The 25,914-nt window shown below is 67.0% G+C and carries 23 protein-coding genes; 12 read left to right on the plus strand and 11 right to left on the minus strand.

Going from position 1 to position 25,914, the window contains the following annotated elements; translation table 11 throughout:
- Positions 1-113 precede the first annotated feature (113 nt).
- The 3 genes from LMF57_RS05660 to LMF57_RS05670 form a co-directional block, all read right to left on the minus strand.
- Positions 114-623 carry a pathogenicity-like protein gene (locus LMF57_RS05660; RefSeq protein WP_117309802.1) on the minus strand — a complete coding sequence of 170 codons (510 nt, stop codon included), beginning with the start codon at positions 621-623 and terminating at the stop codon, positions 114-116.
- Between the two features lie 3 nt (positions 624-626).
- Positions 627-1,535 carry an acyl-CoA thioesterase II gene (tesB, locus tag LMF57_RS05665; RefSeq protein WP_229291058.1) on the minus strand — a complete coding sequence of 303 codons (909 nt, stop codon included), beginning with the start codon at positions 1,533-1,535 and terminating at the stop codon, positions 627-629.
- 143 nt (positions 1,536-1,678) lie between these two features.
- On the minus strand, positions 1,679-2,455 hold the full coding sequence (locus LMF57_RS05670) for an enoyl-CoA hydratase/isomerase family protein (protein WP_229291059.1): 777 nt from the start codon (positions 2,453-2,455) through the stop codon (positions 1,679-1,681).
- A gap of 35 nt (positions 2,456-2,490) precedes the next feature.
- Here LMF57_RS05670 and LMF57_RS05675 point away from each other — a divergent pair, with 35 nt between their 5' ends.
- Positions 2,491-2,940, plus strand: coding sequence for a copper chaperone PCu(A)C (locus tag LMF57_RS05675; protein ID WP_229291060.1), 450 nt, complete (start codon positions 2,491-2,493; stop codon positions 2,938-2,940).
- 157 nt (positions 2,941-3,097) lie between these two features.
- Here the strand turns inward: LMF57_RS05675 and LMF57_RS05680 are convergent, their stop codons facing one another.
- The 3 genes from LMF57_RS05680 to uvrA all read right to left on the minus strand — a co-directional run bounded on the left by LMF57_RS05680 (position 3,098) and on the right by uvrA (position 7,309).
- The gene (locus LMF57_RS05680) at positions 3,098-3,823 is read right to left on the minus strand and encodes an enolase (RefSeq protein WP_229291061.1); all 726 of its coding nucleotides are present in this window, start codon (positions 3,821-3,823) and stop codon (positions 3,098-3,100) included.
- Positions 3,824-3,905: 82 nt separating this feature from the next.
- The gene (locus tag LMF57_RS05685) at positions 3,906-4,313 is read right to left on the minus strand and encodes a thioesterase family protein (protein WP_229291062.1); all 408 of its coding nucleotides are present in this window, start codon (positions 4,311-4,313) and stop codon (positions 3,906-3,908) included.
- The gene (gene uvrA, locus LMF57_RS05690; RefSeq protein WP_208082115.1) at positions 4,313-7,309 is read right to left on the minus strand and encodes an excinuclease ABC subunit UvrA; all 2,997 of its coding nucleotides are present in this window, start codon (positions 7,307-7,309) and stop codon (positions 4,313-4,315) included. Before uvrA ends, LMF57_RS05685 begins: the two co-directional genes overlap by 1 nt.
- 319 nt (positions 7,310-7,628) lie before the next feature.
- Here uvrA and rplU point away from each other — a divergent pair, with 319 nt between their 5' ends.
- From rplU to obgE, 4 genes are read left to right on the plus strand one after another with little or no spacing between them, the layout of a single operon-like run.
- Positions 7,629-7,946 (plus strand): 50S ribosomal protein L21, encoded by a 318-nt coding sequence (rplU, locus tag LMF57_RS05695; protein ID WP_093817644.1) that lies wholly within the window; start codon positions 7,629-7,631, stop codon positions 7,944-7,946.
- Between the two features lie 11 nt (positions 7,947-7,957).
- Positions 7,958-8,221 (plus strand): 50S ribosomal protein L27, encoded by a 264-nt coding sequence (rpmA, locus tag LMF57_RS05700; RefSeq protein WP_049467623.1) that lies wholly within the window; start codon positions 7,958-7,960, stop codon positions 8,219-8,221.
- 59 nt (positions 8,222-8,280) lie between these two features.
- Entirely contained in the window at positions 8,281-8,418 is a 138-nt protein-coding gene (locus tag LMF57_RS05705) for a hypothetical protein (RefSeq protein ID WP_208082730.1), read from the plus strand.
- Complete coding sequence (gene obgE, locus LMF57_RS05710) at positions 8,415-9,470, plus strand: GTPase ObgE (protein WP_032975970.1); 1,056 nt, start codon at positions 8,415-8,417, stop codon at positions 9,468-9,470. Before LMF57_RS05705 ends, obgE begins: the two co-directional genes overlap by 4 nt.
- A gap of 163 nt (positions 9,471-9,633) precedes the next feature.
- On the opposite strand, the gene rpsT is transcribed toward obgE, so the two are convergent.
- Complete coding sequence (gene rpsT, locus LMF57_RS05715) at positions 9,634-9,903, minus strand: 30S ribosomal protein S20 (RefSeq protein ID WP_025873851.1); 270 nt, start codon at positions 9,901-9,903, stop codon at positions 9,634-9,636.
- Positions 9,904-10,019: 116 nt separating this feature from the next.
- Between rpsT and murJ the strand changes: the two genes are divergently transcribed.
- The 7 genes from murJ to LMF57_RS05750 all read left to right on the plus strand — a co-directional run bounded on the left by murJ (position 10,020) and on the right by LMF57_RS05750 (position 19,773).
- The gene (gene murJ, locus LMF57_RS05720; protein ID WP_117309807.1) at positions 10,020-11,624 is read left to right on the plus strand and encodes a murein biosynthesis integral membrane protein MurJ; all 1,605 of its coding nucleotides are present in this window, start codon (positions 10,020-10,022) and stop codon (positions 11,622-11,624) included.
- A 75-nt stretch (positions 11,625-11,699) separates the two neighbouring features.
- Positions 11,700-12,647, plus strand: a complete 948-nt coding sequence (locus LMF57_RS05725; protein ID WP_025873849.1) for a bifunctional riboflavin kinase/FAD synthetase — start codon at positions 11,700-11,702, stop codon at positions 12,645-12,647.
- The gene (gene ileS, locus LMF57_RS05730) at positions 12,644-15,475 is read left to right on the plus strand and encodes an isoleucine--tRNA ligase (protein ID WP_117309808.1); all 2,832 of its coding nucleotides are present in this window, start codon (positions 12,644-12,646) and stop codon (positions 15,473-15,475) included. Before LMF57_RS05725 ends, ileS begins: the two co-directional genes overlap by 4 nt.
- Positions 15,475-15,999, plus strand: coding sequence for a signal peptidase II (lspA, locus tag LMF57_RS05735; RefSeq protein ID WP_032975973.1), 525 nt, complete (start codon positions 15,475-15,477; stop codon positions 15,997-15,999). The genes ileS and lspA overlap by 1 nt, the downstream gene beginning before the upstream one ends.
- Before the next feature lie 27 nt (positions 16,000-16,026).
- Positions 16,027-16,977 (plus strand): 4-hydroxy-3-methylbut-2-enyl diphosphate reductase, encoded by a 951-nt coding sequence (ispH, locus tag LMF57_RS05740; RefSeq protein ID WP_117309809.1) that lies wholly within the window; start codon positions 16,027-16,029, stop codon positions 16,975-16,977.
- Positions 16,978-17,227: 250 nt separating this feature from the next.
- Entirely contained in the window at positions 17,228-19,111 is a 1,884-nt protein-coding gene (locus LMF57_RS05745; protein WP_117309810.1) for a M61 family metallopeptidase, read from the plus strand.
- Complete coding sequence (locus LMF57_RS05750) at positions 19,108-19,773, plus strand: lysoplasmalogenase (protein ID WP_117309811.1); 666 nt, start codon at positions 19,108-19,110, stop codon at positions 19,771-19,773. Before LMF57_RS05745 ends, LMF57_RS05750 begins: the two co-directional genes overlap by 4 nt.
- A 58-nt stretch (positions 19,774-19,831) precedes the next feature.
- Here the strand turns inward: LMF57_RS05750 and treA are convergent, their stop codons facing one another.
- From treA to LMF57_RS05770, 4 genes are all read right to left on the minus strand, one after another.
- The gene (gene treA, locus LMF57_RS05755) at positions 19,832-21,469 is read right to left on the minus strand and encodes an alpha,alpha-trehalase TreA (protein ID WP_117309812.1); all 1,638 of its coding nucleotides are present in this window, start codon (positions 21,467-21,469) and stop codon (positions 19,832-19,834) included.
- Between the two features lie 64 nt (positions 21,470-21,533).
- Positions 21,534-24,332 carry a TonB-dependent receptor gene (locus tag LMF57_RS05760; RefSeq protein WP_229291063.1) on the minus strand — a complete coding sequence of 933 codons (2,799 nt, stop codon included), beginning with the start codon at positions 24,330-24,332 and terminating at the stop codon, positions 21,534-21,536.
- Between the two features lie 11 nt (positions 24,333-24,343).
- A complete protein-coding gene (locus LMF57_RS05765; RefSeq protein WP_117309814.1) occupies positions 24,344-25,312 on the minus strand; it encodes a FecR domain-containing protein in 969 nt (322 codons plus the stop codon).
- Entirely contained in the window at positions 25,309-25,809 is a 501-nt protein-coding gene (locus tag LMF57_RS05770) for a sigma-70 family RNA polymerase sigma factor (RefSeq protein WP_117311860.1), read from the minus strand. The genes LMF57_RS05765 and LMF57_RS05770 overlap by 4 nt, the downstream gene beginning before the upstream one ends.
- Positions 25,810-25,914: the final 105 nt, after the last annotated feature.

Genomic DNA, 25,914 nt, shown 5'->3' on the forward strand with positions numbered 1-25,914 from the left:
GGAGCCGCGTGCCCGATGTGACCGGTTCGCGTCCCGGCAGCGCCGGGCCATGCCCGGCGGCGTTTCTGTCACGCCGCTGCGCTCGCCGGGCGTGGCCCGGCGCTACCTGCGCGTTACGTGGACGGCTGGATGCGGACCCGCACTTCCTCTTCTTCCGGCGGTGCCGGTGCGGTCGGCTGTGCTTGCTGCGGCTGAGCCTGCGGGGCGGGCACCGGGGTCGCGGGGGCAGGGGCGCCGCGATGGCGCAGGCCGATCACCAGCGCCACCCCGGCGATCACCACCAGCAGGGCGATGCGGATGCGCCAGGCCCAGCCACGACCGCCGGTACTGCCCTGCACATCATCGCGAAAGGCGAACTCAGCGGTCGGGTGGTCACGGCGGGTGGTGTCGAGCAGGCGCGCCTCGCGCAGGATTTCGCGCGCACGTGGCTGGTCGTCGGCCCGCACGATCCACACTGCCGGGTAGGCACTGGCATTGCCCAGATCGGTATAGCTGAACTGGCCACGCCGGCGGGTCTTGTACGAGCGCCCGTTGGTGACCTTCACCTGGATGTCGTGGCTGCGCAGGAGCTCGGCCACGCCTTCCACGGTTTCCACGCGCTGGCTGCTGAAAATCTGACGCATCGGTCAATCCTTGGCCGGCACGGCGGCCGCTGCTGCCTGGTCCGGAACCACGCGGATCAGGCCTTCCTGGGCGGTGCTGGCCACCAGCACGCCATCACGGGTGAAGAACTGGCCGCGGGCCAGGCCGCGCGAATCCTGCGCGCTGGGGCTGTCCAGCGAGTACAGCAGCCAATCGTCGGCGCGGAACGGGCGGTGGAACCAGATCGCGTGGTCCAGCGAGGCCATCTGCACGTGCGGATGGTAGTAGCTGATGCCGTGCGGGAAGGTCGCCGTGCCCAGCAGGTGGAAGTCCGACGCGTAGGCCAGCAGCGCCTGGTGCAGCTCGGGAGCATCGCCCACGCGTTCGCTCAGGCGCAGCCAGACCTGGTGGTAGGGCGGGCGCTTGGGCGGGTTCAGTTCATCGCGGGGATACACATGGCGGAACTCGAACGGACCGCCGCGCGACAGCCAGCGCTGCACCTTGATCGGCAGGCGCTCAAGCACCTCCGCCGGCAACGGCCGGTTCGGTTCGATGTCTTCCGGTTGCGGCACTTCGGGCATCTTGTGCTGGTGCTCGGCACCGGATTCGGCCTGCTGGAACGAGGCCGCGCAGAAGAAGATCACCTTGCCATGCTGGATGGCGGTCACCCGGCGCACCGAGAAGCTGCCACCGTCGCGGGTGCGGTCGACGTCGTAGACGATCGGATGGTCGATGTTGCCGGCGCGGAGGAAATAGGCATGCAGCGAGTGCACATGGCGACCATTGTCGACCGTGGCCTGGGCGGCCGCCAGGGCCTGGCCCAGCACCTGCCCGCCGAACACGTACTTGGTACCGATGTCGCGGCTCTGGCCGCGGAACAGGTTGTCCTCCAGCCGCTCCAGGGTGAGCAGATCGATCAGCTCGGAGACGACGGGTTCGGGCAGGTCGTTCAAGGGGGCGGCCACAGCGATGAAAGAGGGGTCGATTATACCGGTGTAGGCCGGATGCCCCATCTTCGGTAGTGCCGGCCGCTGGCCGGCATCCGCAGGCGTCCCGGACGGATCGCCAGGCTGCCGGCCAGCGGCCGGCACTACGTTTACTTGCCGAGACGCGCCGCCAGTGCCTGCAGTGCGTTCTGCGCATCCGGGGCGAACCAGGCCTCGACGAAGCGGTCGAGCTGGATCAGGTCCGGATGCAGGGCGTCGTGCAGCTCGGCGCGGGCGATGGCACGGGTCAGCAGCATCGGCTGCCGCGGCTGCTTCAGCAGGTCCTGCAGCCAGGCCACCGCACGGGCCGCCACCAGTTCGCCATCCACCAGTTCGTCGACCAGGCCGATCTGCAGCGCCTGTTCGGCCGGTACCAGCGCGCCGGTGGCCAGCAGCACGCTGGAGCGGTGCGCGCCCACGGCACGGCGCAACAGGCGCTGGATGCCTTCCGGTGCGATCAGGCCGACCTGCACTTCGTTCAGGCCGATGGCATACGGGCGCGCCGGATCGGCACTGCGTGCCATCACCCGGTAGTCGCAGCACAGGGCCAGCACGCAGCCGCCCGCCGGTGCATGGCCGGTGATCGCCGCAACCACCGGGATGCGGCTCTCGGCCAGCGTGCGTACCGCGCCGAAGAACGCGTTCCAGGTGTCCAGCAGCTTGTGCTTGTCATCGCCGTGCGAGAGCAGGTGCGGCACGTCCATGCCGCCGGTGAAGATGCGCTCGCTGCCGGACAGCACGATGCCGTGCGCGTCTTCGGCCATCGCCAGTTCGATGGCATGGATCAACTGCCGGCACAGCTCGGTGTCCAGTGCATTGACCGGCGGCCGCGCCAGCCGCAGCTCGCGGATGGAGCCATGGTTGATCACCTCGATGAGCGTCGTCATGCTGCGGGTCTCGTTGCAAAGAAGGAACCTGGGCGATGATAACCAAACCATTCGTTGGCGTACTGTTGATGATGTGTGCGGGCGCAGCATCGGCGGCGGCCGCTGTGCCGGAGTGCGTCACCGTCTCGCAGGGCTGGGTACGTCTGCCGCCCAGCCCGACGGCGTCGCCCATGACTGCGGGATATGGCGTGATCCGCAACGGCTGCTCCACCGCGGTAACCATCATCGGTGCGCGCAGTGCGGGTTTCGGTGATGTGTCGTTGCACGAGACCCGGATCGTCGACGGGGTCAGCCGCATGCGTCCTGTCGAGCGCCTGCCATTGGCGCCGGGCGAACGCGCCGTGCTCAAGCCCGGCGGCCTGCACCTGATGTTGATGGACGGCAGGCGCGTATTGGAGGAGGGGCAGCCCGTGTGGCTGCAGGTGCAACTGGAGGGGGGCACCGAAGTCAGCACGGCCCTGATGGTGCGCAAGGCCGCGCCGTAACGCGGCGCTCGTTCCGCCGGGCATGGCCCGGCGCTACCCAGGCATCACCACCGAATCGACGCCGGTAGCGCCGGGCCATGCCCGGCGAGCGCGCAGCGCAGTGGAGCTTAATCGGTAGCGCCGGGCCATGCCCGGCGAGCGCGCAGCGCGGTGGGGCTTACGACCAGTCGTACGAGAACAGCACCGTGCGGCTTTCCGGCTCGTACAGCATCACGATCGCATCGGCACCGGTCGCGCACCAGTTGTAGCCGGCCACTTCGGCCACGGCGAAGAACTTGTGGCCATCGCGGGTGATGATCGCGTGCTCGGCATCGTCCGGCGCATGCCGGTCGTCGGCAGCCTCGGTGAACGCCAGTGCGAAGGCGGCCGGAATCTCTGCGGTTTCGATCCAGTTGCCGGTCGAGATCTGCCCACCCAGCACATCGAGGTACGCCTGCTCGCCGGGCTCGCCGTCGCCATAGCGCGAATAGCTGGCCAGGCGTCCATGCTGCTGGAAGTACGCACGTGCCTTGTTGTAGCTCCCGCGCATCTCAGCGATGTGCTCCAGCGCGTCCTTGTCCTGCACCTGGTCACCGATGAAGTAGCCCTCATCGCCGAGGAAACGCATGCGGTTGTCGCTGGTCAGTTCAAAGGCGATCCAGTTGGTGCCGGTGAACGCGTTGTGGTGTTCTTCGGTGGTTTCACCGATGCAGCCGTCGTAGGGTTCGATCGGGCACAGCATCGTGGCCACGCTGCCGGCCAGTTCCGGGCGCAGCACGCCGAGGTCGATCTTCAGCAGCGGCAACAGGTGCTGGCCAAGCCAGGCCTGGTCAGCCGGGAATACGTCGGCGGGGAAGGGGACCATGCCGGGCAGCAGGTCGCGCAGTTCGGTCTGGTGGATCATGTCAGTCCTTTGATGTGGAACGGTAGCGCCGGGCCATGCCCGGCGGGCCGGTGCCGACCAAGGTCGGCATCTACCAGATGTGTCAGCTCGACGCGCTGCGGATCGCGTCCGGCAGCGGCGCGCTCCTGCCGGTCTGCGTGTCCATCCAGACCACCACCACGTTGCCGTCCGAATACAGCCTCGACTCGTCCTGCTGGTCGACGATGCGATGGCCGATGGTCACGCTGCTGTTGCCCAGGCGTTCGACGAACAGCTCGACCAGGATGTCGTTGGGCCACACGATCGGCAGCCGGTAGTTGACGTTGGTGGCGGCCACCACCGGTGCGATGCGGTCGGTCATCGACACGCCTTCCACGCCCAGCATCCAGCGCACGCGCGCCTCTTCCAGGTAGGAGATGTACTTGGCGTTGTTGACGTGCCCCATGCTGTCCATGTCACGCCAGCGCACGCTGATCGGAATGCGGGCCAGGATCTTGTGTTCGCTGCTCATCAGGCGTCCTTCTTCTTCTTGGTGCCGGCCGTGGCGGTCTTGCTGGCCTTGCCGGTGCTCTTGGCGGCAGCCGCCTTCTTTGCCGGCTTTTCCGGCTTGACCTTGCGCGGCGGGCGCGCATCGGGCTTGTTGGCCACGGCGGCGGGCTGGTCCGGTCGCGCAGTAGTGGACGGCAGCATCCGGGCGAGGAACTGCCCGGTGTACGAAGCCGGGCATGCGGCCACGTCTTCCGGCGTACCGGTCACCAGGATGGTGCCGCCGCGATGACCGCCTTCCGGACCCAGGTCGACGATCCAGTCCGCGGTCTTGATAACGTCCAGGTTGTGCTCGATCACCACCACCGTGTTGCCCTCGTCGCGCAGCTTGTGCAGCACGCCGAGCAGCGCCTCGATATCGTGGAAGTGCAGGCCGGTGGTCGGCTCGTCGAGGATGTACAGGGTGCGGCCCGTATCGCGGCGCGACAGTTCCTTGGACAGCTTCACGCGCTGCGCTTCACCACCGGACAGCGTGGTCGCGCTCTGCCCCAGCTTGATGTAGCTCAGGCCGACATCGACCAGGGTCTCCAGCTTGCGGGCGATGGACGGTACCGGCTCGAACAGCTTCAACGCATCTTCGACGGTCATTTCCAGCACGTCGTTGATGTTGAAGCCCTTGTACAGGATCTCCAGCGTTTCGCGGTTGTAGCGCTTGCCATGGCAGACGTCGCACGGCACGTACACGTCCGGCAGGAAGTGCATCTCGACCTTGATCAGGCCGTCGCCCTGGCAGGCCTCGCAGCGGCCGCCACGCACGTTGAAGCTGAAACGGCCTGGCGAATAGCCGCGCGCGCGCGCTTCGGGCACCTGTGCGAACAGTTCGCGCAGGGGAGTGAACAGGCCGGTGTAGGTGGCCGGATTCGAACGCGGGGTGCGGCCGATCGGCGACTGGTCGATGTCCACCACCTTGTCGAACAGATCCAGGCCGTCGATCTCCTTGTACGGCGCGATCGGATGCGAGGCGCCGTTGATCTCGTTGGCGGCCAGCGAGAACAGGGTGTCGTTGATCAGGGTCGACTTGCCCGAGCCGGACACGCCGGTCACGCAGGTCAGCAGCCCGGCCGGAATGGCCAGGTCCACGCCCTTGAGGTTGTTGCCGGTGGCGCCACGCAGGTGCAGCGTCATCTTCGGGTTCGGCTTGTGCCGGCGCGCCGGGATCTCGATCGCACGCTTGCCCGACAGGTACTGGCCGGTCAAAGAGCGCGGCGCATCGAGGATGTCCTGCAGGCTGCCCTGGCCGACGATCTCACCGCCGTGTACGCCCGCACCCGGACCGATGTCCAGCACGTAGTCGGCCAGGCGGATCGCATCTTCGTCGTGCTCGACCACGATCACCGTGTTGCCAAGGTCGCGCAGGCGGGTGAGGGTGCCCAGCAGACGCTCGTTGTCGCGCTGGTGCAGGCCGATGGACGGCTCATCGAGCACGTACATCACGCCCACCAGGCCGGCACCGATCTGGCTGGCCAGGCGGATACGCTGCGCCTCGCCACCGGACAGGGTGTCGGCCTTGCGCTCCAGGGTCAGGTAATCCAGGCCTACGTCGACCAGGAAGCCGAGGCGTTCACCGATCTCCTTGACGATCTTCGCGGCGATCTCGCCGCGCCAGCCCGGCAGGCTCAGGGTACTGAAGAACTTCAGCGCTTCGTCGATCGGCAGCACCACCAGTTCCGGCAGCGGGCGGTCGGCCACGAACACGTTGCGCGCGGCCTTGTTCAGGCGTGCGCCATTGCACTCGGGGCAGGCATGCTCGCTGATGTACTTGCCCAGTTCTTCCTGCACCGCCGCCGATTCGGTTTCCTTGTAGCGGCGTTCCAGGTTGGGAATGATGCCTTCGAAGCGATGCTTGCGCTGGGTGCGGCCACCGGCCTCGGTGAAGTAGGTGAAGGTGATCGCGTCCTCGCCGCTGCCGTACAGAACGGCCTGCTGCACCTTGGCCGGCAGCGAGTTCCACGCCGCGTCGACGTCGAACCTGTAGTGCTTGGCCAGCGAGGCGATCAGCTGGAAGTAATAGGCGTTGCGGCGATCCCAGCCACGCACGGCACCGGCCGCCAGCGACAGCTCCGGATGCACGACCACGCGCGAGGGGTCGAAGAACTCGGCCATGCCCAGCCCATCGCAGCCGGGGCAGGCGCCCATCGGTGCGTTGAACGAGAACAGGCGCGGCTCCAGTTCCGGCAGCGAGTAGTCGCAGACCGGGCAGGAATACTTGGACGAGAACAGGGTAGGGGTCGCAGCGGCATCGTCCAGCGACTGCACCGACGCCATGCCATCACCCAGCTTCAGGGCGGTTTCGAAGCTCTCGGCCAGGCGCTGCTTGATGTCTTCGCGCGGGCGGAAGCGATCGATCACCGCTTCGATGGTGTGCTTCTGGCGCAGTGCCAGCGGCGGCACCGCATCGATTTCGTACAGTTCGCCATCCACGCGTACACGCACGAAGCCCTGCGCGCGCAACTGGTCGAACACCTGCGCGTGCTCGCCCTTGCGGTCGCGGATCACCGGCGCCAGCAGCATGTAGCGTTGTTCCGGGTCCAGCGTCAGCATATGGTCGACCATCTGGCTGACCGTCTGCGCCTCCAGCGGATAGCCGTGGTCGGGGCAACGCGGCGTGCCGACGCGCGCATACAGCAGGCGCAGGTAGTCGTAGATCTCGGTGATGGTGCCGACCGTCGAGCGCGGGTTGTGCGAGGTCGACTTCTGCTCGATCGAGATCGCCGGCGACAGGCCTTCGATGTGGTCCAGGTCCGGCTTTTCCATCACGCTCAGGAACTGCCGCGCGTACGCCGACAGGGACTCGACGTAACGCCGCTGACCCTCGGCATAGATGGTGTCAAACGCCAGCGACGACTTGCCCGAGCCGGAAAGGCCGGTGATCACGATCAGTTTGTCGCGGGGCAGGTCGAGGTCGATGTTCTTGAGGTTGTGCGTCCGCGCGCCGCGGATGCGGATGAAATCCATCGCCATGGGGAATCCGGTTGTGGGGGCGTGGCTGGGCCGCCGGGCCAGCGATAGGGCGGCAATCGGTCAGCCTACCGAGGTGACCAGATGGGGGCAATGGGCGACAATGCCAGCCCGGTGTCTCACCCGGTGAGACCGCCTGTCAGGCAGGGGTCAGATCCCTTTTCACGCTATGAAAAGGGATCTGACCCCGTTCCGGCCCGGCCGCCAGAGCCGTTCAGGGGTTGACTTGACCCGTCCACGGTGGTCCACGTACAATTCCGCTCCTGTCCGCCCTCGACGGCGGCAGTCCATAGACCACAATAACTACAGAGGAAGTCTGGTCATGTACGCAGTACTGGTCACCGGCGGTAAGCAATACCGCGTGGCGCAGGGCGAAAAGCTCCGCATTGAAAAGCTCGAAGCCGACGTCGGCAGCGAGATCAAGTTCGACAACATCCTGCTGCTCGGCGACAGCGATGGCATCAAGATCGGCGACGCCCTGAGCGGCGCTGCGGTCACCGCCACCGTCCTGTCCCAGGGTCGTGCCGACAAGGTCCGGATCATCAAGTTCCGTCGCCGCAAGCACCACATGAAGCGCCAGGGTCACCGTCAGTACTACACCGAAATCGAGATCACCGGCATTGCCGGTGGCAGCAAGTAAGGAGATAGGTCATGGCACATAAAAAAGGCGTAGGCTCTTCGCGCAACGGTCGCGACTCCAACCCGAAGTACCTCGGCGTCAAGATCTTCGGCGGCCAGGCCATCGAAGCCGGCAACATCATCGTGCGTCAGCGCGGTACCCAGTTCCACCCGGGTACCGGCGTCGGCCTCGGCCGTGACCACACCCTGTTCGCCCTGACGGACGGCAAGGTGGAGTTCTCGGTGAAGGGCCCGAAGAAGCGTCGCACCGTCAGCGTCGTCTCGGTCGAAGCCTGACAAGGCTGCGTCCGGCGCCCATGCCTCGGCATGGCCGTGCTGGATGAAGAGCTCGCTGCATGAAGAGCCCCGCTTCGGCGGGGCTTTTCGTTGGAATCAATGGTAAAACGGGCATCGCCCGGTTGTCGGCCAGCGGCCGGCACTACATCAAGGTGGCGGCGTACATGCCGCGCCCATCGCAGGCATCGAAACAATGAAACTGGTAGACGAAGCAGAAATCGAAGTGTTCGCCGGCAACGGCGGCAACGGCTGCATTGGCTTCCGTCGCGAGAAGTTCATTCCGCTCGGCGGCCCGGACGGCGGCGACGGCGGTGCGGGCGGCAGCGTGTGGATCCGCGCCGACGAAAATCTCAACACCCTGGTCGACTTCCGCCATGACCGCATCTTCAAGGCGCAGCGCGGCGAGAACGGCATGGGCCGCCAGGCCTATGGCAAGGGTGGCGAAGACCTGGTCATCACCGTGCCGGTCGGTACCGTCATCATCAACGTGGCCACCGATGAAATCATCGGCGACCTGACCCAGCATGGTGATCGCCTGCTGGTGGCCAAGGGCGGCCGCGGCGGCCTGGGCAACATGCATTTCAAGAGCTCCACCAACCGCTCGCCGCGCCAGGCGCTGCCGGGTGAGCCGGGTGAGGAGCGCACGCTTAAGCTGGAGTTGAAGCTGCTGGCCGATGTCGGCCTGCTGGGCTTCCCCAACGCCGGCAAGAGCACCCTGATCCGCGCCGTCTCTGCGGCAACGCCGAAGGTGGCCGATTACCCGTTCACCACGCTGTACCCGAACCTGGGTGTGGTGAAGGTGGAGAACTACCGCAGCTTCGTGATCGCCGATATCCCGGGCCTGATCGAAGGTGCCGCCGACGGTGCGGGCCTGGGGGCGCAGTTCCTGCGCCACCTGCAGCGCACCCGCCTGCTGCTGCACCTCGTCGACATCTCGCCGATGGAAGGTGGTGTGGAAGGTGTGTCGCCGGTCGAGCAGGTGCGTGCCATCGAGCGCGAACTGGAAAAGCACGATCCTGAGCTGCTGGCCAAGCCGCGCTGGCTGGTGCTGAACAAGGCCGACCTGATGTTCGAGGACGAGGCCAAGGCTGCTGCCGAGAAGATCGTCGCCGAGCTGGGCTGGAAGGAGCCGTGGTTCCTGGTGTCGGCACTGGGTCGCGAGGGCACCTTCCCGATCATGAGCCGGATCATGGCGTTCTTCGATCGCCAGAAGGAAGACGAGCTCGAGGCGGCGCGCAACGCGCAGTAATGCCGTTGTGGTTCCCGCGAAAAACCCGGCTTCGGCCGGGTTTTTTTGTACATGGCTAGTGCCGGCCGGCGGCGGGCACTGCCGGATTGCAGGCAACAAAAAAACCCGGCCGAGGCCGGGCTTTTGCGTGCTGCCGGAGCCGGGGCTCCAGCAACCAACCGGATCAGGCGGCCTGGAGGGCCTTGATGCGGTCGTTCAGGCGGCTCTTGTGGCGAGCAGCCTTGTTCTTGTGGATCAGGCCACGCGCGCTGAAACGATCCAGGATCGGCTGGGCAACGGCGAAGGCGGCTTGGGCGCCGGCGGCATCGTTGGCGTCCAGCGCCTTGATCACTTTCTTGACAGCGGTGCGCAGCATCGAGCGCTGAGCCACGTTGCGCGCGTTGCGCACGACGGTCTGCTTGGCGCGCTTCTTGGCGGACTTGATATTGGCCACGGTGGTGGTTTCCTGAAAAATCGGTGTTATGGGAACAGCAAGCTAGCTAGTATGATGGCGTAAGAAATGTACGTCAAGTCGATTGTCAAGAGGGACGTTGAGTGAGTTCACCCAAGATGTTGCGGGGCCTGCTGTCGTTCAGCAGCATGACCATGGTCTCGCGGGTTCTCGGCCTGGTCCGGGACCAGGTGGTGACCTCGACCTTCGGCACCAACGCCATCACCGATGCTTTCTGGGTCGCCTTCAGGATACCCAATTTCCTGCGCCGGCTGTTCGCCGAGGGTTCCTTTGCCACCGCATTCGTGCCGGTGTTCACCGAGGTGAAGGAAACCCGCAGCCACGCCGAGCTGCGTGAACTGATGGCCCGCACCGCCGGCACCCTGGGCGGGGTGCTTATGCTGGTCACCGCGCTGGCGCTGATCTTCGCCCCGCAGCTGGCCTCGGTCTTCTCCAGTGGCGTGGACACCGACCCGGCCAAGCAGGGCCTGCTGATAGACCTGTTCCGCCTGACCTTCCCGTTCCTGCTGTTCGTCTCGCTGACCGCCCTGGCCGGCGGTGCGCTGAACAGTTTCCAGCGCTTCGCGATGCCGGCGCTGACCCCGGTCATCCTCAACCTGTGCATGATCGCCGGCGCACTGTGGCTGGCGCCGCGGCTGGGTGGCACCCCGGAAAAGCAGATCCTCGCCCTGGGCTGGGCGGTGCTGGCCGCCGGCCTGCTGCAGCTGCTGTTCCAGCTGCCTTCGTTGAAGGGCATCGACCTGCTGACCCTGCCGCGCTGGGGCTGGAACCATCCGGGCGTGCGCAAGGTGATGACGCTGATGGTGCCGACCCTGTTCGGCTCGTCGGTGGCGCAGATCAACCTGCTGCTGGACACCGTCATCGCCGCCAAGCTGACCGACGGTTCGCAGTCCTGGCTGTCGCTGGCCGATCGCTTCCTGGAACTGCCGCTGGGCGTGTTCGGCGTGGCCCTGGGCACGGTGATCCTGCCGGCGCTGGCACGGCACCACGTCAGCACCGACCGCGAAGGCTTCTCGCGCTCGCTGGACTGGGGCCTGCGCATGACCCTGCTGATCTCGGTGCCGGCGATGCTGGGCCTGCTGCTGCTGGCCGAACCGCTGATCTCCACGATCTTCCAGCACGGCCAGTTCACCGCCTTCGACACCCGCATGACGGCGCTGTCGGTGTACGGCCTGAGCTTCGGCCTGCCGGCGTTCGCGCTGCTGAAGGTGGTGCTGCCGGCGTTCTACGCGCGTCAGGACACCAGGACGCCGGTGCGCGCCGGCGTCGCTGCGTTGGTGGCCAACATGGTGTTCAACTTCGCCCTGCTGGCGGTGCTGTACCAGGTGATGGTGCCCGACGAGCTGAAGGCGCAGGGGGTGATGGCGGCGCTGGGCAAGCAGCCCGGCCTGCACCTGGCGCTGGGCATTGCCAGCGCGTTGTCCAGTTACCTGAACCTGGGGCTGCTCTGGTACTGGCTGGGCAAGACCGATGTCTACCAGCGGCGCCCGGGCTGGGGCGGCTACCTGCTGCGCCTGCTGCTGGCGTGCACGGCAATGGTCGGCATGCTGCTGGCCCTGCTGTACTGGCTGCCGGGCTTCTCGTCGATGGGCGTGTGGGAACGGATCGGCGCGCTCGGCCTGCTGGTCGGCGGTGGCGGGCTGACCTATCTGCTTGCGATGGTGGCGATGGGCTTCCGTCCGCGCGACCTGCGTGGGCATTGATCGTGGCTCCCGGCGGCTATACTTCAGGGTTACACCATTGAAGGGGCGGGCTTCGGCCGGCCGGAACGGGAGTTGATGAGCAGGCTGTTCAGAAGCGTCGAGGGCGGGGAGCTGTTCCCCAACGGAAGCGTGGTCTGCATCGGTGCATTCGACGGCCTCCACCTGGGCCATCGTGCGCTGGTGCGGCACGCGGTCGCGCGTGCGCGCGCCTTGGGTGTGGCTGCGGTGGCGGTGGCCTTCGAGCCCTTGCCGCGTGAGTTCTTCGCCCAAGGTACGCCGCCGCCGCGGTTGACCCTGGCACGCAGCAAGGTCGAGATCCTGCACGAACTGGGCGTTGATGCGATCGGCCTGCTGCGCTTCGACGCGGCGATGGCGGCGATGCCCGCCGAAACCTTCGTGCGCCAGCTGCTGGCCCAGCGCCTGAACGCCCGCGAGGTGTGGATCGGGCCGGAGTTCTGTTTCGGCAACCGTCGCCGTGGCGATCTGGCCCTGCTGCAGGCGCTGGGCGCCGAGCTGGGTTTCAGCGCCGGCGAGATCGAAGCGGTCGACCTGCATGGTGACCGCATCTCCAGCACCCGTATCCGCCAGCTGCTGCAGGAAGGCGACTTCGCCCGCGTCGGCGACCTGCTCGGTCGCCCCTACTCGATCAGCGGGCGGGTCGTGCGCGGGCGTCAGCTCGGTCGTACGCTGGGCTTCCCCACCGCCAACCTGCGCTTCCCGAAGACCCCGGCACTGTCGGGCATCTACGCGACCTGGGTGCACGGGGTGTTCGACCAGCCGTGGCCGTCGGTGTCCAGTTTCGGCACGCGGCCGACCGTGGACGGCGTGGAGCCGCTGCTGGAAGCGCACCTGTTCGATTTCCAGGGCGACCTGTACGGGCGCCACATCGAAGTCGAATTCGTTGCCAAACTGCGTGACGAAGAGAAATTCAACGATCTGGCGGCGCTGACCGACCAGATGCACCGCGACGCCGAACAGGCGCGTGCCATCCTTTCCGAACATAGATTGCGAGCCACTGCGTGAGCCAGGACTACAAGACCACCCTCAACCTGCCGGCCACCGAATTCCCGATGCGCGGCGACCTGCCCAAGCGCGAGCCGGGCATTCTGGCGCGCTGGGAAGAGCAGGGGCTCTACCAGCAGCTGCGCGACAACGCCGCCGGCCGCCCGCTGTTCGTGCTGCATGACGGCCCGCCGTACGCCAATGCGCGCATCCACCTGGGCCATGCGGTCAACAAGATCCTCAAGGACATCATCGTCAAGTCGCGCTACCTGGCCGGCTTCGATGCGCCCTATGTACCGGGCTGGGACTGCCATGGCCTGCCGATCGAAATCGCGGTGGAAAAGAAGTGGGGCAAGGTCGGGGTGAAGCTCGATGCGGTCGCGTTCCGGCAGAAGTGCCGCGAGTTCGCCGAGGAGCAGATCGACATCCAGCGCGCCGACTTCAAGCGCCTGGGCGTCACCGGCGACTGGGACAACCCGTACAAGACCCTGAGCTTCGATTTCGAGGCCAACGAGATCCGCGCGCTGTCCAAGGTCATCGCCAACGGCCACCTGCTGCGCGGCGCCAAGCCGGTGTACTGGTGCTTCGACTGCGGTTCGGCGCTGGCCGAGGCCGAGATCGAATACCAGGAAAAGACCTCGCCGGCGATCGACGTGGCCTACACCGCGCGCGATGCGCAGGCCGTGGCGCAGGCGTTCGGCGTAAGCGTGCCGGCCGACGTGGAAGTGGCCGTGCCGATCTGGACCACCACCCCGTGGACGCTGCCGGCCTCGCTGGCGGTATCGCTGGGCGCGGACATCCGCTACGTGCTGGCCGAAGGCCCGGCGCACAACGGCAAGCGCCGTTGGCTGGTGCTGGCCGCTGCACTGGCCGAGCGCTCACTGCAGCGCTACGGCGTGGACGCGGTGGTGCTGCACGGTGAGGCCGAAGGTTCGGCGCTGGAAAACCAGCTGCTGATCCATCCGTTCTACCCGGAGCGCGAGATCCTCGTGCTCAACGGCGAACACGTGTCCGACGAGGACGGTACCGGTGCGGTGCATACCGCCCCCGGCCACGGCCAGGAAGACTACGTGGTCAGCCAGAAGTACGGCCTGCTGGACAAGTACAACGCCGGCCAGATCACTCCGATCGACGGCCGTGGCGTCTACCTGGAATCGACGCCGCCGGCAGGCGAGGTGGTGCTGGCGGGCCAGCACCTGTGGAAGGCGCAGGAGGCGATCGTGCAGGTGCTGCGCGACAGCGGCGCGCTGCTGGCCTTCGTCGAGATCCGCCATAGCTACCCGCACTGCTGGCGGCACAAGACGCCGGTGGTGTTCCGCGCCACCCCGCAGTGGTTCATCTCGATGGACAAGGCCAACCTGCGCAGCGATGCGCTGGCCGCCATCGACACCGTCGGCTGGTTCCCGACGTGGGGCAAGGCGCGCATCCAGAGCATGGTCGACGGCCGCCCGGACTGGACCATCTCGCGCCAGCGCACGTGGGGCGTGCCGATCGCACTGTTCACCCATCGCCAGACCGGCGAGATCCACCCGCGTTCGGTGGAGCTGATGCAGCAGGTGGCCGACCGCGTCCAGGCCGAAGGCATCGACGTGTGGTACTCGCTGGACGCGGCCGAACTGCTGGGCGCTGAAGCGGCCGACTACGAGAAGGTCACCGACATCCTCGATGTCTGGTTCGACTCGGGCGTGACCCACGAAGCGGTGCTGGCTGCCCGTGGCTTCGGCAAGCCGGCCGACCTGTACCTGGAAGGTTCGGACCAGCATCGCGGCTGGTTCCAGTCCTCGCTGCTGACCGGCGTGGCCATCGACAAGCGCGCGCCGTACAAGCAGTGCCTCACCCACGGGTTCACCGTGGACGAGCATGGCCGCAAGATGTCCAAGTCGCTGGGCAACGGCATCGAGCCGCAGGAAATCATGAACAAGCTGGGCGCGGACATCCTGCGCCTGTGGATCGCCTCGGCCGACTACAGCAACGAGATGTCGCTGTCGCAGGAAATCCTCAAGCGCACCGCCGACGCCTACCGTCGCCTGCGCAACACCGCACGCTTCCTGCTGGGCAACCTAGACGGTTTCGATCCGGCCCAGCACCTGCGCCCGCTCGACGAGATGGTCGCGCTGGACCGCTGGATCGTGCATCGCGCCTGGGAACTGCAGGAGAAGATCAAGGCCGCGTATGACAACTACGACATGGCCGAGATCGTGCAGCTGCTGCTGAACTTCTGCAGCGTGGACCTGGGCTCGCTGTACCTGGACGTGACCAAGGACCGCCTGTACACGATGCCGACCGATTCGGATGGTCGTCGTTCGGCGCAGAGCGCGATGTACCACATCGCCGAAGCGTTCACCCGCTGGGTGGCGCCGATCCTGACCTTCACCGCCGATGAGCTGTGGGGGTATCTGCCGGGCGACCGTGCCGGCCACGTGCTGTTCACCACCTGGTACGAGGGCCTGGCTCCGCTGCCGGCCGACGCACAGCTCAACGCGGTCGACTTCGACCAGCTGCTGGCCCTGCGCGAGCAGGTGGCCAAGGTGCTGGAGCCGATGCGCGCCAATGGTGCGATCGGTGCCGCGCTGGAAGCAGAGATCACCATCGCCGCCAGCGAAGAGCAGGCGACCCGCTGGCAGCCGCTGGCCGATGAACTGCGTTTCCTGTTCATCAGCGGTGACGTGCAGGTGCGCCCGGCGACCACCGACGAGGTGTTCGTCAGCGCGCAGCCGACGCAGAAAGCCAAGTGCGTGCGCTGCTGGCACCACCGTGCCGACGTCGGCAGCAGTGCCGACCACCCGGAACTGTGCGGCCGCTGCGTGACCAACGTCGCCGGTGCCGGCGAAGTGCGGAGCTGGTTCTGATGGCCGCCGCGCGCCCGCATCCCAATGCGTTGATCTGGCTGCTGCTGTCGGCAGTCATCATCGGCCTGGACCAGTGGTCGAAGGCCTGGGTGCTGTCGAGCCTGCCGGAGTTCCAGCCGGTGGTGGTCATCGACGGCTTCTGGAACTGGTACCGCACCTACAACACCGGGGCAGCGTTCAGCTTCCTGAGCGATGCCGGTGGCTGGCAGAAGCATTTCTTCACCGTGCTGGCGATCGCCATCAGCGGCCTGATGGCCTGGTGGCTGCGCGCTACCGCGCGAGGCAACTGGAAGGCCGCCGTGCCGTACGCGCTGATCATCGGCGGTGCCATCGGCAACGTGATCGACCGCCAGGTGCATGGCCACGTGGTCGATTTCATCCAGTGGTACGTCGGCGAGCATGTCTGGCCGTCGTTCAACATCGCCGATTCGGCCATCGTGGTGGGTGCCGTCGGCATCGCCCTGTTCGGCCTGTTCGACGGCAAGTCCGCCAAAAAGGCGGATAATGCCAACCCGAAACCGTAAGCCGGCCGCTGCCGGGAGACTGAACTGATGGATGTGCTGCTCGCCAACCCGCGTGGATTCTGTGCCGGTGTCGATCGTGCGATCGAGATCGTCAAGCGCGCGATCGAAACGCTGGGCGCGCCCATCTATGTCCGCCATGAAGTGGTGCACAACCGCTTCGTGGTCGATGACCTGAAGCAGCGCGGCGCGATCTTCGTCGAAGAACTCGACGAAGTGCCGGACAACAACACCGTCATCTTCAGCGCCCATGGCGTGTCCCAGGCCGTGCGCCAGGAGGCGGAGCGCCGTGGCCTGAAAGTGTTCGATGCGACCTGTCCGCTGGTGACCAAGGTCCACTTCGAAGTCGCCCGCCACTGCCGTGCCGGCCGTGACGTCGTGCTGATCGGCCACGCCGGTCACCCGGAAGTGGAAGGCACCATGGGCCAGTGGAACCGCGAAGCGGGCACCGGCCAGATCTATCTGGTCGAGGACGTGGAGCAGGTAGCCACGCTCCACATCAACCAGCCGGAAAACTTCGCCTACACCACCCAGACCACGCTGTCGGTGGATGACACGCGCGGCATCATCGATGCGCTGCGCGAGCGCTTCCCGGCGATGCAGGGGCCGAAGAACGACGACATCTGCTACGCCACGCAGAACCGCCAGGACGCCGTGCGCGACCTGGCCAAGCGCTGCGACCTGGTGCTGGTGGTCGGTTCGCCGAACAGCTCCAATTCCAACCGCCTGAGCGAGCTGGCCCGTCGTGAAGGCGTGGAGAGCTACCTGATCGATGGTGCACACGAGATCGACCCGGCCTGGGTGGTGGGCAAGCAGCATATCGGCGTCACCGCTGGTGCCTCGGCACCGCAGGTGCTGGTCGATGGCGTGCTGGCGCGTCTGGCCGAGCTGGGCGCGTCCGGTATCGGTGAGCTGGACGGCGAGCCGGAATCGATGGTGTTCGCGCTGCCGAAGGAACTGCGCCTGCGCCTGGTCGACTGACCGGCAGCGCTGCGGGTGGGGGCGAACCTGGGTTCGCACTGTCGGCTGTACGTCATCCACGCGTGGCGTGGATCTACTGATCTGCTTTCCAGCAGATCCACGCCATGCGTGGATGCTGCCAGTCTTCGCCGCCGCTCCGATGAGGCTTTGCCGCATCTGGTCGATGCGCCACTGACCATGACCTTCGGCCATGGGGCTCGGCATCTCACAGGCCTAGCATCGGGGAATTCTCCGCTGCTGGAAGTTGCCGATGAAAACCCGTGCCCTGGTGATGTCCGTGCTGTTCGCGCTGGCGACCACGCCCGCGCTGGCGCAGACCCCACCACCGGGTGATGCCGCCGCCCCCGGCCTGCTGCGCATCGACGTCGATGCGCGCGACCTGGCCCGGCGCATCTTCAAGGTGACCGCCACCGTGCCGGCCAAGCCCGGCCCGCTGACCCTGCTGTACCCGCAGTGGATTCCCGGCAACCATTCGCCCACCGGCCCGATCGACAAGCTGGCCGGCCTGCGGGTGACCGCCAACGGCAGGCCGCTGGCCTGGCAGCGCGACCAGTACAACGTGTACGCGTTCAAGGTGGATGTGCCGGCGGGCGTGAGCGAGATCGTCGCCCACTTCGATTTCCTGTCTTCGCAGGGCGGCAGCCAGGGCCGGGTGGTGATGACCCCGGAAATGCTCAACCTGCAGTGGAACGCCAATTCGCTGTATCCGGCCGGCGTGGACGCGCGCAACCTGCAGACGCAGGCCAGCGTCACCCTGCCCAAGGGCTGGGCCTACGCGACTGCACTGGAGACCGCACGCCGCGATGGCGACACCGTGGTGTTCAAGCCGATTTCCTATGACCACCTGGTCGATTCGCCGCTGTTTGCCGGTGAGCATCACCAGCGCATCGACCTCGACCCGGGCGCGAAGGCGCCGGTGCACCTGAACGTGTTCGCCGACGATGCCAAATCGCTGAAGCCGACCGACGCGCAGCTGAAGGCGCACCGCGCGTTGGTGCAGCAGGCGGACAAGCTGTACGGCGCGCGCCACTACGACCACTACGAATTCCTGCTTGCCCTGACCGATCGCCTCGGCGGCATCGGTCTGGAACACCACCGTTCCAGCGAGAACAGCGCCGATCCGGGTTACTTCACCGAGTGGGACAGCAATGCCTGGATGCGCGACCTGCTGCCGCATGAGTACACCCACTCGTGGAACGGCAAGTACCGTCGCGGTGCCGACCTGGCCACGGCCAATTTCAATACACCGATGGGCGACAGCCTGTTGTGGGTGTACGAAGGGCAGACCCAGTTCTGGGGCCAGGTGCTGGCCGCGCGTTCGGGGCTGTGGTCCAGCGAGCAGGCGCGCGACATGCTGGCCAACGTGGCGGCCACCTATGATCGTGGTCGCCCGGGCCTGGCATGGCGCCCGCTGCAGGACACCACCAATGACCCGACCATCGCCCAGCGCCGCACCCTGCCGTACCGCAACTACCAGATGAGCGAGGACTACTACTCCGGCGGGCAGATGCTGTGGCTGGAGGTGGAGGGCAAGCTGCGTGGACTGACCGGCAACCGGCGCAGCCTGGATGACTTCGCGCGTGCCTTCTTCGGCGTCGGCAACGGCGACTGGGACGTCAACCCCTACACCTTCGATGACGTGGTCGCGACCTTGAACGGCATCGCGCCGTACGACTGGGCGACGTTCCTGCGCGGTCGCCTGGACGGCCATGGTCCGTTGACCGGTGGCCTGGAACTGGCGGGCTGGAAGCTGGCCTACCGCGATACTCCGAACGACGCCTACAAGGCGCAGGAAAAGCGCGCCAAGGCAGCGCTGCTGGCCTACTCGCTGGGAGCGACGGTGCTCGACAGTGGCGTGGTCGGTGATGTGGTCTGGGACAGCCCGGCGTTCAATGCCGGCCTGACACCGGGCATGAAGGTGATCGCCGTTGCTGGCCGCGAATACAGCAGCCAGCGCTTGAAGGATGCGGTGGCTGCGGCCGCCACTGACAGCGCGCCGATCACGCTGCTGGTCAAGCAGTTCGACCGCATCGATACGATGAAGATCGACTACCACGGCGGCCTGCAGTATCCGGTGCTGGAGCGTATCGCCGGCCGCCCGGATCGCCTTGCAGAGCTGTGGAAGGCACGATGAAGCTGCGCACGCGCGATGGGTTGATCCTGGTGGTGGCCGTGCTGGCCATCATCGGCGCCTACCTGGACGGCGACGGCCGCTGGCTGCACTGGCTGGCCAAGCCGGCGACCACGCTGCTGATCGCCGCCATCGCCTGGCAGGCGAGGCCGGCGGGCGATGCGTTCTACCGGCGCGCGGTGCTGGCCGGCATGCTGTTGTCCTGTGCAGGTGATATCGCGCTGATGCTGCCGATCGACGCGTTCGTGCCAGGCCTGGTTGCCTTCCTGCTGGCGCACCTGTGCTACATCGCCGCGTTCCGTACCGGCCTGCGCGCGGGCCGCGGATTGCTCGCTGCCTTCGTGCTGCTTGCCGCATTCGCTTCGATCAACGTCACCGGCCTGTGGCCGCATCTATCGCTGCCGATGCGCGTTCCGGTGCTGGCCTATGTCGTGGTGCTGGCGCTGATGGCAGTGCTGGCACTGGCCCGCTACTGGAAGCGTCCGCACCTCGACGCACTGGAAGCGGGCAGCGCGCGTTGGGCTGCCGCTGGCGCACTGCTGTTCGTGGCCAGTGATTCCCTGCTGGCGTGGGATCGCTTCGGCGGTGGCCTGCCCATGGCCAGCCTGCTGGTGCTGTCCACCTACTACGCTGCGCAGTACGCCATCGCCTGCTCGGTGAGATAGCAGAAAAGGGGGACGGAGGGGATCAAGTCGCTTCCGCCTTCGTTGTGGCAGTTGCGACTTAATCCCCTCCGTCCCCTTTTTCGAGGTCGGTGGCGCTGTCGCAGGTTCGCTGTGGCGCGCACAAGCGGTCCAGCAGAGCCAGGGTGACGCCGTTGCTCCAGCCGAAGCCATCCTGCAGCGGGTACTCGCCGCCGCCGCCACCGCCGGCGGAACCGTCGACCACATACTTTTCCACCAGCTTGCCTTCGCGGTCATAGACCGACTGCACGGTACGCAGGAAGCGCACGCCCAGTTGCCGCGCCAGCCGCTGCTGGCCGTAGTGCTGCAGGCCATCCACCGCCACCCACTGCAACGGTGCCCAGCCATTGGGCGCGTCCCATTGCTGGCCGGTGGTGAAGGTAGTGGTCAGCAACCCACCTTCGCGCAGCAACTGTGCTTCGACGGCGTTGGCAGTGCGTCGTGCCTGCGTGCGGTCGGCAATCTGCAGCCACAGCGGATACAGTGCCGCGGCGGTCAGCGCAGGACGGGTGATGCCGCGATCCAGGTCGCGATCCACATACCATCCCTGCGCGGAGTCCCAGAGATGATCGTTGATGGCAGCGCGGCGTGCGGCGGCCTGGCGTGCATAGCCGCGGGCATCGTTGCGCAGGCCCGCGGCCCTGCTGGCACGCTGCAGGGTCAGTTCAAGCTGGTGCAGCAGGCTGTTGAGATCCACCGGAATGATCGACGTGGTGCGGATGCTGGCCAGCGAGGCAGGATCATCGAGCCAGCGCGAGCTGAAGTCCCAGCCGGATTCAGCGCCTGCGCGCAGATCCCGATACACCTGCGCTGGCGCACGTCCCGAGGCTTGCGAGGCAGTTGCCAGATCATCGGTCCACGATTCGGTACGCGGCACGGCGCGCGCGTCCCAGTAGCGATTGAGCAGGCTGCCGTCGGCCATCCGCACCACACGCTCGCGTGCCGCGCCCGACGGCAGGCCATCGGCGCCCTGCATCCAGAAGGCATGCTCGATGCGCAGTTGTGGCAGGTAGCGTTGATAGGCATCGTCACCTTCGTGGCGGGCCAGCAGTTCCACCATCAGGCTGAAGAACGGCGGTTGCGAGCGGCTGAGGTAGTAGCTGCGGTTGCCATTGGGGATGTGTCCGTACTGGTCAAGCTGCCAGGCAAAGTTGTCGACCATGTCGCGCACCTGCTGCCAGCGACCGCTGGAGGCCAGGCCGAGCATGGTGAAGTAGCTGTCCCAGTAATAGACTTCACGGAAGCGGCCACCCGGCACCACGTAGGGGTGGGGCAGTGGCAGCAGCGAGCCATGCGGGTCCACCGTCGCCGTCTGCCGGGTCAGCACCGGCCACAATCCTTCGATGTGTGCCCGCAGGCTCTGGCCCGCGGGCGGCACGTACGGCGGCGCCTCGCCCGGCACGTCGAAGGCGGAAAACACAAAGCTGCGCAGGGAATAGCCGGGCTGTTGCTGTGCGCGCTGCCAGTCGGCAAGCACGGCGGCCGGCTCGCGCTGCGGCACCGCATCGGCGAAGGCCTTCTGGTCGGCGAACACCTGTGCGCGCTGCACCTGCTGGAACAGCGGCTGCAGTTGCTGGTCCGGAGCAGCCGAAGCTGCGTCGGTATCGACGGCCCTGGCGGCGCCGATGCAGGAGAGCAGGGCCAGCGTGGTCCCGGCCAGAGGGATCGAAAGGTGCATGGGCGTGCTTCCTTGTAACGATGGAAACACTGTAGGCGGAGGGCCGTGAAAGCAGGCACAGTGCTCAGCGCACTTGCAGGGTCACCAGGAAGTAGCGCCCCAGCGGATCGTCCAACCCCGGCATCTGCCCGCCGCTGCCGACCAGGTGGTTCACCGGCTGCGTGTCCAGCAGGTTGTGCACATCCAGTGCAGCCACCAGGCGTGGACTCAGCCGGCGCGCCACGTGCAGGTTCCAGCGCAGCTGCGCCGGGTTCATGCAACGGCCCTGGTCATGCTGTTCCTGCGCGCAGGCTTCACCGGCCAGCCATGCGCGGGTGCGGCCGACGCGGTTGCCTCGCAGGGCGATGTCCCAGGACGGGTTCTGCCACTGCACGTTGAGGATGCCCGCGTTCGCCGGCGTGGCATGCCCGCGCAGGTCCACCGATTCGCCATGGCCCCGATCACGACGCAGCTCCTGCTGTTTCAACGCATCCAGCGAGAACAGCCACTGCACGTTGCGGCCGGTATCCACCCGGTACTCGCCGCGCAGCACCCAGTTGTGCGAGGTGGTGCGGCCGATGTTGTCGAATGACAGGCGAAGATCACGCAGGCGACCCTGCTCATCCAGCTCCCAGGTGCCGGGATTCCACAGTGCATCGCTGGGTTGCAGGGCGAGGATCTCGTTGCGCAGTTCGACGATGTTGTGGGTCAGTGACAGCGAGAAGGCATCGTTGGGTGTCCAGCTGGCGGCCAGCGAGTGGCTGCGCGAGGTCTCGGCTTTCAGCCCATCGTTCTCCACCACCTGCACTTCCACCGCGCAGCCGCCATCGCGCAGCGGGCGCGCGCATGGCGGCAGGGACTCCGAGGCGGGCAGGCCATACAGGCCGAAGTAGCCCGGTGGCCGCCGCCGCTCGAAGATGCTGGGTGCGCGGTAGCCGCGGCCACTGGCCAGCAGGAACGACCAGTGCGGGCTCGGGCTCCAGCGCAGGCCGGCACGCGGCGAAAACGCAGTGTCACCGCCATCTCGGTCCAGTCGTGCGGCCACGTCCAGGCGCAGTGTCGGTGCCAACGGCAGGCCCACTTCGGCGTAAGCGGCGTTGCTCTGCCGCGACAGCCGGCGTTGTTCCATCGGCAGTCCCAGCGCCAGTTCGCCCTTGCCCAGCAGCGGATCGGGCAGCGAGGTCCAGCGCTCGCGGCGCAGATCGATACCGGTGGCCAGCTGCGCAGCACCACCGGGCAGCGTCATCAGCGTGCGTTGCATGCCCCACCAACCCTGCAGCTGCTCGGTGCGCCCGCGGTTGTGGATGGCCGGGAACAGCTCCTCTGCCAGCCCCGGTGGCAGGGTGGAAAAGCCCGGCAGGAAATCCAGCGTGCGTGCTGCTTCCAGCAGACGTTCGCTGCGCACGGTGCCCTCGGTGCGCAGGTCCACCTGGCTGCGCTGCGCGCTGAGGCCGGCATCCCAGCTGCGGCCAGGCCGCTCACGGCCCATGCCGACACTGAGGTCGCCTTCGGTGGCATGCACGCGCGGACGCACTTCGTCGCCTTCCTGCAGGACCACGTTGAGGATTGCGCCACGGCTGAAATTGAGGGCGACCGCGGTCGGTCCCAGCTCGAAACGCTGGCGGTTGTGGCTGGCGCGTGCCTCCACGTAGGCGTAGCGTCCTTCACCGCGTTCGTGGCGATAACGCAGGTAGCCGGACAGCGTTTCCGAGGCCGGTTGCAGCGAACGCGGGCGTGCGTTGTCGAACCAGCAACCGTCGTCTTCGCGCTGCAATGGCGGATGGCACTGCGTGGCCGGGTAGTAGTCGCCGTTGGGCATGATCAGCCCGATCGGGTAGAGCGAGGTTTCCGCATGCCAGTCGCGCTGGTCACCGGCCACGTGCTGCAGGCGATGCAGGTCGATGCCGGCGAACCAGCGGTCGCCGCCTTCGCGCACGCCCCCCGTTGCCGCCTGCAGCCGGTACTGATCGCCATCACCGCGGCTGCTGACACCCGATTGCAGCGTGGCTTCCGGTCCCTCGGCCTGGTCACGCAGGATGATGTTGACCACGCCGGACATCGCATCGGCGCCGTAGATGGCCGAAGCACCGCCACGCACCAGCTCGATGCGCTCGACGAAACTGAGCGGAATGCCTCCCAGATCGGTCAGCCCGCCTTCTTCCAGCGACACCATCGGATAACGCGGCAGGCGCCGGCCGTTGACCAGGAACAGGGTGGCGCGTGGGCCCATGCCGTCCAGGCTGGTGGTGGCGGCCGCGCCGACCGGCAGGTACAGCGAGTCGCCGCTGCGCGAGGTGCTCAATGGCGGATGGCCGTTCATGCCGGGCAGGTGGCGCAACAGGTCGAACAAGGTGCCGTAGCCGCTGCGCAGGATGTCCTCGCGATCGATCACCGTTACCGGCAGCGTGGTCTGCACGGAGGTGCGCGGCAAGCGGCTGCCGGTGACATGGATCGGCGCCAGTTCCACCTGCACCGGCTTTGTTGGTGCGGGCGGTGGTGGCCGTCGTACGGGCTGTGCGACCAGTGCAGGTGGGGCAGCGTGCCGGCGCACCACGAATCCGCCGCTGGGGGTCTGCAGGATGTTCACCGGCATGCCGGCGACGAGCTGCTTCAGTGCAGCGGCCGGCGCCAGCGAGCCGGCGACACCGCTGGTACGCAGGCCGGTCAGTTCACGTGCGTCGAACACCAGGGCAATGCCACTCTGGCGTGCCCATTGCTGCAAGGCCGGCGGCAGGGCGCCGGGAGCGATCCGGTACTCGACCTGGGTGACGGCTTCTGCCGCCGCCACCGTCGCCGCGACGCCGGGCACCAGCACAACGCACAGCAGGGCCTGCAGCAGACCCCAGCGCAGCACGTCCCAACCAAGCACACCCGGCGCCGGCATCGGCCGCCGCCTCAGTAGGTGCGGCGCAGTTCCAGCGCGCCATCCGAGCGCGGCTGGCCAGCAATGGACCACCCCAGTTCCAGGGCGGAAAGCAGTTCATGCGCATCGCCTGCGCGGAAGGTGCCGCTGACCGCGAGGTCGGCGATGTCCGGGTCGGCGACCACCAGTGGCGTGGTGCCATAGCGGTTCATGCGTTCGACCACGGTGGACAGGGGCGTGCCGTCGAACACCAGCCGGCCCTGTGGCCAGGCCTCGGCGGCGGCGGTCGAGGACAGCTGCGGGCCCGGTTGGATCTTGCCGGAGGCAAGGACCTGCAGCTGCTGGCCCGGTGAGAGCGTGTGCTGCGCGCTGCCACTGGTGACTTCCACCACGCCTTCCAGCAGCGCGACCTCGACCCGGCCGTCAGCCAGGCGTTCAACCTGGAAGGTGGTGCCGATGTCGCGGATCGAACTGCCGCCGGCCTGCACCCGCAGCGAGCGCGATGACGGTTCGACCTGCAGCTGGATGCGGCCGTGTTCCAGCGCCAGTTCGCGCTTGCGCCAGCCGAAGCGTGCGGTGAGCGTGGTGCCGGCGTCGAGCGTGGCGATGCTGCCATCGGCCAGGGTGCGCTGCTGCGGCAGCAGGCTGGCGTTGGCGTAGGTCAGCGGTGTGGGATTGCCATCGGTGTACAGCATCCAGCCCAGGCCAACGGCCAGGCACACGCCTGCAGCGGCGGCGACACCGGGCAGCCAACGCCGCTGCGGCCGGCGTGCCGCACGCGCGGCGGCGGTGCGCAGCCACGGGTCGCTGGCCAGGCCGGCGCTGCGCTGGTGCAGCTTCTCGGCCTGTACCCACGCGCTGACATGTGCCGGATCCTCGGCCAACCAGTCCTCGAAGGACTGCCGTTCCTCGGCGCTGCAGTCGGGGGCGTCCAGCCGGGCTACCCAGGCGCTTGCGTGTTCAAAAAGCAACGTGTCATCCCTGTTGTCGTTGCGGATCATCCGGCATCTCCATCATTGTGGAGAGGATCGGGGCCCAGCTCCTTGCGCAGGCCCTGCAATGCACGGCCAATGTGTTTTTCCACGGTCTTGGCGGTGATGCCGCAATGCCGGGCGATCTGTGTATAGCTCATCCCGGTGATGCGGTTGAGCAGATACACCTCGCGGGCACGTTCGGGCAGCTTGAACAGTGCCTGGCGCAGCAGGGCGAGCATCTGCCCGGATTCTGCCTGACGCAGCGGATCAGGAGAAGCACTGGCGGCTTCTTCGTTGCCGTCGCGTTCGGTCAGCGACAGGTGGTTGCGCGATTGTGGCGAGCGCCCGCGGTCTGCCAGGCGGTTGCGGGCGATGCGGTACAGCAGCAGCCGCAGCTCGCCGGTGCCGTGCGCGCGGTAGCGGATCAAGCGCTCCATGCAGTCCTGGGCGATGTCCTCGGCATCCTCGGGGCCGACACCGCGGGCGCGCAGGAAAGCGCACAGCGGCGCGCGTTCCTCGCGCACGAATGCGATGAAGGCATCCGGAACCCCGGGCAGTTCCGGCGCAGGACGGAGCAAAGGGGAGGGCGCGGACAGGGGAGGGCCTCGGACGACGATGACGGACGCGTC

Origin of the sequence: Stenotrophomonas sp. SI-NJAU-1 (assembly GCF_020883215.1) — a bacterium.
GTDB lineage: Bacteria > Pseudomonadota > Gammaproteobacteria > Xanthomonadales > Xanthomonadaceae > Stenotrophomonas > Stenotrophomonas indicatrix.